Origin of the sequence: Pseudomonas alloputida (genome assembly GCF_021283545.2) — a bacterium.
In the GTDB taxonomy this organism is placed as follows: Bacteria; Pseudomonadota; Gammaproteobacteria; order Pseudomonadales; family Pseudomonadaceae; genus Aquipseudomonas; species Aquipseudomonas alloputida.
This window is the reverse complement of the sequence record NZ_CP128540.1, coordinates 5,309,456-5,320,658: the sequence shown is the minus strand read 5'-3', so window position 1 is coordinate 5,320,658 and position 11,203 is coordinate 5,309,456. Positions and strand designations below refer to the sequence as shown.

The 11,203-nt window shown below is 63.3% G+C and carries 10 protein-coding genes; 9 read left to right on the top strand and 1 reads right to left on the bottom strand.

Annotation, left to right across the window (positions count from 1 at the left end; all coding sequences use genetic code 11):
- The 9 genes from murD to lpxC all read left to right on the top strand — a co-directional run bounded on the left by murD (position 1) and on the right by lpxC (position 10,449).
- Positions 1 to 1,347 (top strand): UDP-N-acetylmuramoyl-L-alanine--D-glutamate ligase, encoded by a 1,347-nt coding sequence (gene murD / locus LU682_RS24710; protein ID WP_029615326.1) that lies wholly within the window; start codon positions 1 to 3, stop codon positions 1,345 to 1,347.
- Positions 1,344 to 2,558 (top strand): putative lipid II flippase FtsW, encoded by a 1,215-nt coding sequence (gene ftsW / locus LU682_RS24705; RefSeq protein WP_010952453.1) that lies wholly within the window; start codon positions 1,344 to 1,346, stop codon positions 2,556 to 2,558. The genes murD and ftsW overlap by 4 nt, the downstream gene beginning before the upstream one ends.
- Positions 2,548 to 3,627 carry an undecaprenyldiphospho-muramoylpentapeptide beta-N-acetylglucosaminyltransferase gene (gene murG / locus LU682_RS24700; RefSeq protein WP_010952454.1) on the top strand — a complete coding sequence of 360 codons (1,080 nt, stop codon included), beginning with the start codon at positions 2,548 to 2,550 and terminating at the stop codon, positions 3,625 to 3,627. The genes ftsW and murG overlap by 11 nt, the downstream gene beginning before the upstream one ends.
- Positions 3,620 to 5,068: a UDP-N-acetylmuramate--L-alanine ligase gene (gene murC / locus LU682_RS24695; RefSeq protein WP_010952455.1), complete on the top strand. Its 1,449-nt coding sequence runs from the start codon at positions 3,620 to 3,622 to the stop codon at positions 5,066 to 5,068. Before murG ends, murC begins: the two co-directional genes overlap by 8 nt.
- On the top strand, positions 5,065 to 6,021 hold the full coding sequence (locus LU682_RS24690) for a D-alanine--D-alanine ligase (protein WP_020192745.1): 957 nt from the start codon (positions 5,065 to 5,067) through the stop codon (positions 6,019 to 6,021). The genes murC and LU682_RS24690 overlap by 4 nt, the downstream gene beginning before the upstream one ends.
- A 5-nt stretch (positions 6,022 to 6,026) precedes the next feature.
- Positions 6,027 to 6,896: a cell division protein FtsQ/DivIB gene (locus tag LU682_RS24685; protein WP_010952457.1), complete on the top strand. Its 870-nt coding sequence runs from the start codon at positions 6,027 to 6,029 to the stop codon at positions 6,894 to 6,896.
- A 14-nt stretch (positions 6,897 to 6,910) separates the two neighbouring features.
- Positions 6,911 to 8,173 carry a cell division protein FtsA gene (ftsA, locus tag LU682_RS24680; protein WP_003251867.1) on the top strand — a complete coding sequence of 421 codons (1,263 nt, stop codon included), beginning with the start codon at positions 6,911 to 6,913 and terminating at the stop codon, positions 8,171 to 8,173.
- 55 nt (positions 8,174 to 8,228) lie between these two features.
- Positions 8,229 to 9,425, top strand: coding sequence for a cell division protein FtsZ (gene ftsZ, locus LU682_RS24675; protein ID WP_003251871.1), 1,197 nt, complete (start codon positions 8,229 to 8,231; stop codon positions 9,423 to 9,425).
- A 112-nt stretch (positions 9,426 to 9,537) separates the two neighbouring features.
- A complete protein-coding gene (gene lpxC / locus LU682_RS24670) occupies positions 9,538 to 10,449 on the top strand; it encodes a UDP-3-O-acyl-N-acetylglucosamine deacetylase (protein WP_003251873.1) in 912 nt (303 codons plus the stop codon).
- A 47-nt stretch (positions 10,450 to 10,496) separates the two neighbouring features.
- On the opposite strand, the gene LU682_RS24665 is transcribed toward lpxC, so the two are convergent.
- Positions 10,497 to 10,952, bottom strand: a complete 456-nt coding sequence (locus LU682_RS24665) for a DUF721 domain-containing protein (protein ID WP_003251875.1) — start codon at positions 10,950 to 10,952, stop codon at positions 10,497 to 10,499.
- Positions 10,953 to 11,203: the final 251 nt, after the last annotated feature.

Genomic DNA, 11,203 nt, shown 5'->3' with positions numbered 1-11,203 from the left:
GTGTCTTTGATCGCTTCCGACCAATTCCGCATCGTTGTCGGCCTCGGCAAGAGCGGCATGTCCCTGGTTCGCTTCCTGGCGAGCCGGGGCATTGCCTTTGCGGTCGCCGATACCCGCGAGCAGCCGCCGGAACTGGAAACCCTGCGCCGTGATTACCCGCAGGTGGAAGTGCGCTGTGGTGAACTGGACGTGGACTTCCTGTGCCGCGCCAACGAGCTGTACGTGAGCCCCGGCCTGGCCTTGGCCACGCCGGCCTTGCAGCAGGCTGCCGCGCGTGGCGTGAAGCTGTCTGGCGACATAGAGCTGTTTGCTCGCCATGCCAAGGCGCCGATCGTTGCCATCAGTGGTTCCAACGCCAAGAGCACCGTCACGACGCTGGTCGGTGAAATGGCCGCCAAGGCCGGCAAACGCGTGGCCGTGGGCGGTAACCTCGGTACCCCGGCACTCGACCTGCTGGCCGATGACATCGAGCTGTACGTGCTGGAGCTTTCCAGCTTCCAGCTGGAAACCACTGACCAGCTCAACGCCGAAGTGGCGACCGTTCTGAACATCAGCGAAGACCACATGGACCGCTATAGCGGCCTTCCGGCCTACCACCTGGCCAAACACCGGATTTTCCGCGGTGCCCGCCAGGTGGTGGTCAACCGCCAGGACGCCCTGAGCCGGCCGCTGCCGGTGGAAGGCCGTCCATGCTGGACCTTCGGCCTCAACCCGCCCGACTTCAAAGCGTTTGGCCTGCGTGAAGTGGACGGTGAGAAATACCTGGCGTTCGAGTTCCAGACGCTGATGCCGGCGCGTGAACTGAAGGTTCGCGGTGCTCACAACCAGAGTAACGCCCTGGCGGCGCTGGCCCTGGGGCATGCTGCCGGCCTGCCGTTCGAGCCCATGCTGGAGGCTCTGCGCGAATTCGGTGGCCTGGCCCACCGGTGCCAGTGGGTACGCGAGCGTAATGGCGTGAACTGGTACGACGATTCCAAAGCCACCAACGTCGGTGCAGCCCTGGCCGCCATCGAAGGCCTGGGCGCTGATATCGAAGGCAAGTTGGTGCTGATCGCCGGTGGTGACGGCAAAGGTGCTGAATTCACTGCGCTGCGCGAGCCGGTCAAGCGTTTCTGCCGCGCCGTGGTATTGCTTGGCCGTGATGCCGAGCGCCTGGCCGAGGCCTTGGGCGATGCCGTGCCACTGGTTCGGGTCAAGACGCTTGACGATGCCGTACAGCAGTGTGCCGAACTGGCCCAGGCCGGCGATGCCGTGCTGCTGTCGCCAGCATGCGCCAGCCTCGACATGTTCAAGAACTTCGAGGAACGGGGACGCCTGTTCGCCCAGGCAGCGGGAGGTCTTGCATGATCTTCGGCATCTTCAAACCCTACCCGTCGCCGCTGATCAGCGGCCGTGGCATCGACCTGGACTTCCCGATGCTCGCCGGTTGCCTGGCCTTGCTGGGCCTGGGCCTGGTGATGATCACTTCGGCCTCCTCGGAAGTGGCTGCGGTACAGTCCGGCAACCCGCTGTATCACATGTTTCGCCACCTGGTGTACGTGTTCCTTGGCCTGGTGGCCTGTGGTGCAACCATGCTGGTGCCGATCGCCACCTGGCAGCGCATGGGCTTCATGATGCTGCTTGGCGCTTTCGGCTTGCTGGTACTGGTGCTGGTGCCGGGTATCGGCCGTGAGGTCAACGGCTCCATGCGCTGGATCGGTTTCAGCTTCTTCAACGTGCAGCCTTCGGAAATCGCCAAGGTGTTCGTGGTTATCTACCTGGCCGGCTACCTGGTACGCCGACAGACCGAGGTACGCGAAACCTGGATGGGCTTCTTCAAGCCGTTCATCGTACTGCTGCCGATGGCCGCCTTGCTGCTGATGGAACCGGACTTCGGCGCCACGGTGGTGATGATGGGCGCGGCGGCGGCCATGTTGTTTTTGGGCGGGGTGGGGCTGTTCCGCTTCAGCCTGATGGTGGTGCTGGCGGTGCTGGCGGTATTTGTCCTGGTTCAGGCGCAGCCCTACCGGATGGCGCGCCTTATTACGTTCACCGACCCCTGGGCCGATCAGTTCGGCTCCGGCTACCAGCTGACCCAGGCACTGATCGCCTTCGGCCGTGGCGAGTGGCTGGGCGTTGGCCTGGGCAACAGCGTGCAGAAGCAGTTCTACCTGCCTGAAGCGCACACCGACTTCGTGTTCTCGGTCCTGGCGGAAGAACTGGGCGTGGTCGGCTCGCTGCTGACCGTCGCGCTGTTCGTGTTCGTCACCGTGCGCGCCCTTTACATCGGCCTGTGGGCCGAAAAAGCCAAACAGTTCTTTGCCGCCTACATGGCGTTCGGCCTGGCTTTCCTGTGGATTGGCCAGTTCCTGATCAACATCGGTGTGAACGTCGGCCTGCTGCCGACCAAGGGCCTGACCCTGCCGTTTCTCAGTTACGGGGGGAGCTCGCTGGTGATCTGCTGCGCCTGCGTGGGCCTTTTGCTGCGCATCGAGTGGGAAAGCCGCACGCACCTGGGCAGTGAGGAGCACGAATTCAGCGAAAGCGATTTTGCCGAGGAGACCAGTCATGGCCGCTGAAGGCAAAAATGTATTGATCATGGCCGGCGGCACCGGGGGGCACGTATTCCCGGCGCTGGCCTGCGCCCGTGAGTTCCAGGCGCGCGGTTACAGCGTGCACTGGCTGGGCACTCCGCGTGGTATCGAGAACGAGCTGGTGCCGCAGGCGGGTTTGCCATTGCATCTGATTCAGGTCAGCGGCTTGCGTGGCAAGGGCAAGCTGTCGTTGCTCAAGGCGCCTTTCACCTTGGTCAAGGCCGTACTGCAGGCACGGCGCATCATTCGCCAGCTCAAGCCCGTATGTGTCCTGGGCTTTGGCGGCTATGTGACCGGCCCCGGCGGCGTGGCCGCGCGGCTGTGCGGCGTGCCACTGGTGATCCATGAGCAGAACGCCAGGGCCGGTACCGCCAATCGGTTGCTGGTGCCACTCTCGGCGCGGGTCTGCGAAGCTTTCCCGAACACCTTCGAGGCCAGCGACAAGCGTCGCACCACCGGCAACCCGGTGCGTCCGGAGCTCTTCATGGACGCGCAACGCACGCCTTTGGGCGAGCGCCGCGCACGCCTGTTGGTGCTGGGGGGCAGCCTGGGTGCGGAACCATTGAACAAATTGTTGCCTAAGGCCCTGTCCGAGGTGCCCGCGGCGCTGCGGCCAGAGGTGTTCCACCAGGCCGGCAAGCAGCACGCACCGATCACCGCCGAGCGTTATCACGAGGCGGGCGTCGCGGCTCAGGTAGAGCCTTTCATCAAAGACATGGCCCAGGCTTATGGCTGGGCCGACCTGGTGGTGTGCCGGGCCGGTGCCTTGACTGTCAGCGAACTGGCAGCAGCAGGCCTGCCTTCGATGCTGGTGCCTTTGCCCCACGCGATCGACGATCACCAGACTCACAACGCCCAATATCTGGCCCGCGAAGGCGCTGCCTTCCTGATGCCACAAGCGACAACTGGCGCAGCGCAACTCGCTGAACGCCTGAACGAGGTGCTGATGCAACCCGAGAAACTCAACGTCATGGCAGGCACCGCTCGGCGCCTGGCCAAACCTGCTGCAACCAGCACCGTGGTCGATATCTGCCTGGAGGTGGCCCATGGTTGAGAGCCAGAAAGCCATGCCCCAGCCGAAGATGGGCCGTATTCGCCGCATTCACTTCGTCGGCATCGGCGGCGTGGGCATGTGCGGTATTGCCGAAGTGTTGCTGAACCTGGGCTATGAAGTGTCCGGTTCGGACCTTAAAGCCTCGCCGGTCACCGAACGCCTGGAGTCCTTCGGCGCTGAGATCTTCGTCGGCCACCGCGCCGAGAACGCCGCCACCGCCGATGTGCTGGTGGTGTCCAGCGCCATCAACCCGGCCAACCCGGAAGTTGCCACCGCCCTCGAGCGGCGCATTCCGGTGGTGCCGCGTGCCGAGATGCTCGCCGAGCTGATGCGTTACCGCCATGGCGTGGCCGTTGCCGGTACTCACGGCAAGACCACCACGACCAGCCTGCTGGCTTCAGTGTTCGCCGCCGGTGGCCTGGACCCGACCTTCGTCATCGGTGGCCGCCTTACCGCTGCCGGTACCAATGCGCAGCTGGGCACCAGCCGCTACCTGATCGCTGAAGCAGACGAAAGCGATGCCAGCTTCCTGCACCTGCAGCCGATGGTCGCGGTTGTCACCAACATCGACGCCGACCACATGGCGACCTACGAAGGTGACTTCAACAAGCTGAAGAAAACCTTCGTCGAGTTCCTGCACAACCTGCCGTTCTATGGGCTGGCGGTGATGTGCCTGGACGACCCGGTGGTTCGCGAGATCCTGCCGCAGGTCAAGCGCCCGACCGTGACCTACGGCTTCAGCGAAGAGGCCGACATCCGCGCCATCAATGTGCGTCAGCAGGGCATGCAGACCCACTTCACCGTGCTGCGCCGTGATCGCGAGCCGTTGGAGGTTTCGGTGAACATGCCCGGCAACCACAACGTGCTCAACGCCCTGGCGACCATCGCCATCGCCACTGACGAAGGCATTACTGACGAGGCCATCGTCCAGGGCCTGTCCGGCTTCCAGGGTGTCGGTCGTCGCTTCCAGGTATACGGCGAGCTGCCGGTCGAAGGCGGCAGTGTGATGCTGGTCGACGACTACGGTCATCACCCCACCGAAGTGGCGGCGGTGATCAAGGCTGTGCGCGGTGGCTGGCCAAGCCGCCGCCTGGTGATCGTCTACCAGCCGCACCGCTACAGCCGCACCCGCGACTTGTACGACGATTTCGTCCAGGTGCTGGGCGATGCCAACGTGCTGCTGCTGATGGAAGTCTACCCGGCCGGCGAAGAGCCGATCCCCGGTGCCGACAGCCGTCAGCTGTGCCACAGCATCCGCCAGCGCGGCAAGCTGGACCCGATCTACATCGAGCGCGGCGCCGAACTGGCACCGCTGGTCAAGCCACTGCTGCGCGCTGGCGACATCCTGCTCTGCCAGGGTGCCGGTGATGTCGGCGGCCTGGCCCCTCAGTTGATGAAAAGCCCGCTGTTCGCAGGCGCCAAGCAGGAGAAGTCGAAATGACCAGCGCCTACGACAAGCTGCACTCGACCCTGGACGTCAAGGCGTTCGGTCGCGTCGCCGTGCTGTACGGTGGCAAGAGCGCCGAGCGTGAAGTGTCGCTGAAATCCGGCGCCGCAGTGATCGATGCGCTGAGCACTGCCGGCGTCGACGTGGTTGCCATCGACGTCGGTGACGACCTGCTCGCACGCCTGCAGAGCGAGAAGATTGACCGCGCCTTCATCATCCTCCACGGCCGTGGCGGTGAAGACGGGAGTATGCAAGGTTTGCTGGAGTGCCTGGGCATCCCCTACACCGGCAGCGGCATCCTGGCTTCGGCGCTGGCGATGGACAAGCTGCGCACCAAGCAGGTGTGGCAGAGCCTGGGTATTCCCACGCCACGCCACGCGGTGCTGGCGAGCGAGAGCGATTGTTTGCAGGCCAGTACGGAACTGGGCTTCCCGCTTATCGTCAAACCCGCCCATGAAGGCTCTAGTATCGGCATGGCCAAGGTGAACAGCACCCAGGAACTGGTCGCCGCCTGGCAGGACGCCGCCAAATACGATTCCCAGGTACTGGTGGAGCAGTGGATCCACGGCCCGGAGTTCACCATCGCGGTACTGCGCGGCCAGGTGCTGCCGCCGATCGCCCTGGGTACGCCGCACGTGTTCTACGACTATGACGCCAAGTACATCGCCAACGATACCCAGTACCGCATCCCGTGCGGGCTGGATAGCGTCAAGGAACAGGAACTGATCGACCTGACCGCGCGCGCCTGCGATGCCATTGGCATCGAAGGCTGGGGGCGGTTGGACGTGATGCAGGACGAGCAGGGCCGGTTCTGGCTGCTCGAAGTCAACACCGCACCAGGCATGACAGATCATAGCCTGGTGCCCATGGCGGCCCGTGCGGCTGGCCTGGACTTCCAGCAACTGGTGCTGGCAATCCTGGCCGAAAGCGTGGCGACGCGAGGTTAATAACCATGCAAGGCGCGATGATACGTCAGCAGCAACCCGTTACCGGCCGTAGCAAGCCGGTGCCGCGTGGTGCCAGCCGGCTGGTGGCCGACGAGCCCGTATCGGCGCGCCTGCCCCGGCCAAGCCTGGGCGGCCTGAAGCGCTTGCTGTGGCCGGTGTTGCTGGTGGCGGCCGGCTTTGGTGCCTACGAGGGCGCCGTTCGCCTGATGCCGTACGCCGACCGCCCGATCAGCAAGATCGATGTGCAGGGCGACCTCAGCTACATCAGTCAGCAATCGGTGCAGCAGCGTATCGCGCCCTACGTGGCGGCGAGCTTCTTCAGCGTCGACCTGCCGGCGATGCGCGCCGAGCTCGAGCAGATGCCGTGGATCGCCCACGCCGAAGTGCGCCGGGTGTGGCCCGACGAGGTGGTGATCCGCCTTGAAGAGCAGCTGCCGGTGGCACGCTGGGGGGACGCAGCCCTGCTCAACAACCAGGGTCAGGCTTTCACCCCGCGCGAGCTGGCCAACTATGAGCACCTGCCGCAGCTGGCCGGGCCGCAGCGTGCTCAGCAACAAGTCATGCAGCAGTATCAGGTATTGAGCCAGATGCTGCGCCCCTTGGGCTTTTCCATCGCTCGCCTGGAGCTGCGCGAGCGAGGCAGCTGGTTCCTGACCACCGGTGCGAGCAGTGCCGGGCCAGGCATCGAGTTGCTGCTGGGGCGCGATCATCTGGTGGAGAAGATGCGCCGTTTCATTGCCATTTACGACAAGACACTCAAAGACCAGATCACCACTATCGCCCGCATTGATCTGCGTTATTCCAACGGACTTGCCGTTGGTTGGCGGGAACCGATTGCACCGACGACGGCCCAACCCGCCGTTGCGAAGAATTAGAGAGAGGCAGGACCATGGCAAACGCGCATAGCGGCAAAATGATCGTCGGGCTGGACATTGGCACCTCCAAGGTGGTGGCGCTGGTGGGCGAAGTGGGCGAAGACGGCACCCTGGAAATCGTCGGGATCGGTACCCATCCGTCCCGTGGCCTGAAAAAAGGCGTGGTGGTGAACATCGAGTCCACCGTGCAGTCGATCCAGCGCGCCGTGGAAGAGGCGCAGCTGATGGCCGGCTGCCGTATCCACTCGGCGTTCGTCGGTGTGGCCGGTAACCACATCCGCAGCCTGAACTCTCACGGCATCGTCGCCATCCGTGACCGCGAAGTCAGCCTGGCCGACCTGGAGCGCGTACTCGACGCCGCCCAGGCCGTGGCGATTCCGGCCGACCAGCGCGTGCTGCACACCTTGCCGCAGGACTACGTGATCGACAACCAGGAAGGCGTGCGCGAGCCGCTGGGCATGTCTGGCGTGCGCCTGGAAGCCAAGGTTCACGTGGTCACTTGCGCAGTCAACGCCGCCCAGAACATCGAGAAGTGTGTGCGCCGCTGCGGCCTGGAAATCGACGACATCATCCTCGAGCAGCTGGCTTCGGCCTACTCGGTACTGACCGATGATGAAAAAGAGCTGGGCGTGTGCCTGGTGGACATCGGTGGCGGCACCACCGACATCGCCATCTTCACCGAGGGTGCCATCCGCCACACGGCGGTCATCCCGATTGCTGGCGACCAGGTGACCAACGACATCGCCATGGCCCTGCGTACCCCGACCCAGTACGCCGAAGAAATCAAGATCCGCTACGCCTGTGCCCTGGCCAAACTTGCTGGCGCTGGCGAGACCATCAAGGTGCCGAGCGTGGGCGATCGCCCACCGCGCGAGCTGTCGCGCCAGGCCCTGGCCGAGGTGGTGGAGCCACGTTACGACGAGCTCTTCACCCTTATCCAGGCCGAACTGCGCCGCAGTGGCTACGAAGACCTGGTGCCCGCCGGCATCGTCCTCACCGGCGGCACCGCGAAGATGGAAGGCGCCGTCGAACTGGCCGAGGAAATCTTCCACATGCCGGTACGCCTGGGCGTGCCGCACAGCGTTCGGGGGCTGAGCGACGTGGTGCGCAACCCGATCTATTCCACTGGTGTGGGCTTGCTCACCTACGGCCTGCTGAAGCAGTCCGAGGACTTGGCCCTGACCGGTAACAGCAACAGCAGCAGCAACAGCTATGGCGATGAACCGAAGGCCCCAGTGCTTGAACGCTTCAAGAAGTGGGTCCAGGGCAACTTCTAAGTTTCAAAGCAGTAGTGGTAGGCGCAACAACTAGAGAACTGTAAGGAGAGGGAAAATGTTCGAGCTCGTAGACAACGTCCCGCAAAGTCCGGTCATTAAAGTGATCGGCGTTGGTGGTGGTGGCGGCAACGCCGTCAATCACATGGTCAAGAGCAGCATCGAAGGCGTGGAATTCATCTGCGCCAACACCGATGCCCAGGCGCTGAAAAACATTGGCGCGCGCACCATCCTGCAATTGGGCACGGGTGTGACCAAGGGCCTGGGTGCCGGTGCCAATCCGGAAGTCGGCCGTCAGGCCGCGCTGGAAGACCGTGAGCGCATTGCCGAAGTGCTGCAGGGCACCAACATGGTGTTCATCACCACCGGCATGGGTGGCGGTACCGGTACCGGTGCAGCGCCAATCATTGCCGAAGTGGCCAAGGAAATGGGTATCCTCACCGTTGCAGTGGTGACCCGTCCGTTCCCGTTCGAAGGCCGCAAGCGCATGCAGATCGCCGATGAAGGCATCCGCATGCTGGCTGAAAGCGTCGACTCGTTGATCACCATCCCCAACGAGAAGCTGCTGACCATCCTGGGCAAGGATGCCAGCCTGCTGTCCGCCTTCGCCAAGGCTGACGATGTACTGGCCGGTGCCGTACGCGGTATCTCCGACATCATCAAGCGCCCAGGCATGATCAACGTCGACTTCGCCGACGTGCGCACCGTGATGGGTGAAATGGGCATGGCCATGATGGGTACTGGCTGCGCCAGCGGCCCGAACCGTGCGCGTGAAGCCACCGAGGCAGCTATCCGTAACCCGCTGCTGGAAGACGTCAACCTGCAGGGCGCCCGCGGTATCCTGGTGAACATCACCGCAGGCCCGGACCTGTCGCTGGGTGAGTACTCCGACGTGGGTAGCATCATCGAAGCCTTCGCCTCCGACCACGCGATGGTCAAGGTCGGCACCGTGATCGACCCGGACATGCGCGACGAACTGCACGTGACCGTTGTGGCCACTGGTCTGGGCGCACGCATCGAGAAGCCTGTGAAGGTGGTCGACAATACCCTGCAGACTGCCCAGCAGGCGTACGAAGCGTCCAATCCTGCGCCGGTGCGCCAGGAGCAGCCAGCGGTCAACTACCGTGACCTGGAGCGCCCGACCGTCATGCGCAACCAGGCGCATGCAGGTGCTGCCGCAGCCGCTAAACTGAACCCTCAGGATGACCTGGACTACCTCGATATCCCGGCATTCCTGCGTCGTCAGGCTGATTAATGGAATTTATCAGGGGTATAAAGGTGATTGGTATTCATCAAAGGTTGGGTCTGTTATCATCCCCAGCCTTTGTTGATACCTGTTCGCAATTTGCGCTGAAGCGGCCAATGCCATGATTAAACAACGCACCCTGAAGAATACCATCCGTGCCACAGGTGTCGGTCTGCACTCCGGGGAGAAGGTTTACCTGACCCTCAAGCCTGCACCTGTTGACACCGGCATCGTCTTCCGCCGCGCCGACCTCGACCCTGTGGTCGAGATCCCTGCGCGTGCGGCCAACGTCGGCGAGACAACCATGTCGACGACGCTGGTCAACGGTGACGTCAAGGTCGATACGGTCGAGCACCTGCTCTCCGCCATGGCGGGTCTGGGCATCGATAACGCCTACGTCGAGCTCTCCGCCTCGGAAGTGCCGATCATGGATGGCAGCGCCGGTCCTTTTGTATTCCTGATTCAGTCTGCCGGCCTGGAAGAACAGGACGCAGCCAAGAAGTTCATCCGCATCCTGCGTGAGGTAACCGTGGAAGAGGGCGACAAGCGCGCCACGTTCCTGCCTTTCGAAGGTTTCAAGGTGAGCTTCGAGATCGATTTCGATCACCCGGTGCTTCGCAACCGGACCCAGAGCGCCAGCGTCGACTTTTCCAGCACGTCGTTCGTGAAGGAAGTCAGCCGCGCGCGTACTTTTGGCTTCATGCGTGACATCGAGTACCTGCGCAAGCACAACCTTGCGTTGGGTGGCAGTGTCGAGAACGCCATCGTGGTCGATGAGGACGGCGTGCTCAACGAAGACGGCCTTCGTTACGAAGACGAATTCGTCAAGCACAAGATCCTCGACGCCATCGGCGATCTGTACCTGCTAGGCAACAGCCTGATCGGCGAGTTCAAGGGCTTCAAGTCCGGCCACGCGCTGAACAACCAGCTGTTGCGCAAGCTGATTGCTGAAACCGATGCCTGGGAAGTGGTCACTTTCGAAGATGCCAGCACGGCACCGATCTCGTACATGCGCCCTGTTGCGGCCGTGTAAGTTCGAACACTCTCTAGTTCATTAAGGCCACCTTCGGGTGGCCTTTTTTATGGCTTGCCCTGGGCGTGGGCCGCCAACCGTTCCAGTGCGGCACGCAGTTTGGGGTCGGTAATGCCCTCGGCGGTGTCGCGCAGGCTCTCGGCCGCGCTGTTCGAAAGCTCGGCCGCATGCCCGCCACGCTTGGCCGGTACCAGCGGCGGCTGTACCTTGTACAGGATGCGCCTGAGGTTGCCGAATGCTTCCATGGCCTGCAGGGCCGCCAACAAGCGCTTCTGCTGGTAGCGCAGGCGGGTTGCCCAATGGCCGTCGGTAACCACCAGCAACAAAGTACCATCGCGCCAGGACGCCACATGGCAGTGCTCGCGGGCAGCCGGTTGCAACTGGCTTTCCAGCAGGCGCTGCAAGTGCTCCAGGCGCTCGGCCTGGTTCAGCAGCAGGCGCAGCGGGCGCACCTGGCGCAGCAGGGCGGAAGGTGGCTGGGCGGGGGAGGGTTTGTAGGCCATGGGGGTACGCGTGAAGTGACGTGGGCACAGTCTAACATCTCCGTTGCCTGTGCCGGCCTCTTCGCGGGGGAACCCGCTCCTGCCAGGGTTATCGGTATCTTGTAGGAGCGGGTTCACCCGCGAAGAGGCCGGCACAGGCAGCCAAAGACAAGACTGGTTCTCGATAGCTTTCATGTTGCCAAGCCTTGAACTCAGTGAAAATGCCCCTATCTAAAACAGGCCCCTGCCAAAACGCTGTATCAGCATCGTGG

Excerpts from the sequence above, each read along its gene's own strand:
- ftsW (WP_010952453.1), top strand. The coding sequence starts at position 1,344 with ATGATCTTCGGCATCTTCAAACCCTACCCGTCGCCGCTGATCAGCGGC.
- murG (WP_010952454.1), top strand. The coding sequence starts at position 2,548 with ATGGCCGCTGAAGGCAAAAATGTATTGATCATGGCCGGCGGCACCGGG.
- murC (WP_010952455.1), top strand. The coding sequence starts at position 3,620 with ATGGTTGAGAGCCAGAAAGCCATGCCCCAGCCGAAGATGGGCCGTATT.
- LU682_RS24690 (WP_020192745.1), top strand. The coding sequence starts at position 5,065 with ATGACCAGCGCCTACGACAAGCTGCACTCGACCCTGGACGTCAAGGCG.
- LU682_RS24685 (WP_010952457.1), top strand. The coding sequence starts at position 6,027 with ATGCAAGGCGCGATGATACGTCAGCAGCAACCCGTTACCGGCCGTAGC.
- ftsA (WP_003251867.1), top strand. The coding sequence starts at position 6,911 with ATGGCAAACGCGCATAGCGGCAAAATGATCGTCGGGCTGGACATTGGC.
- ftsZ (WP_003251871.1), top strand. The coding sequence starts at position 8,229 with ATGTTCGAGCTCGTAGACAACGTCCCGCAAAGTCCGGTCATTAAAGTG.
- lpxC (WP_003251873.1), top strand. The coding sequence starts at position 9,538 with ATGATTAAACAACGCACCCTGAAGAATACCATCCGTGCCACAGGTGTC.
- LU682_RS24665 (WP_003251875.1), bottom strand. The coding sequence starts at position 10,952 with ATGGCCTACAAACCCTCCCCCGCCCAGCCACCTTCCGCCCTGCTGCGC.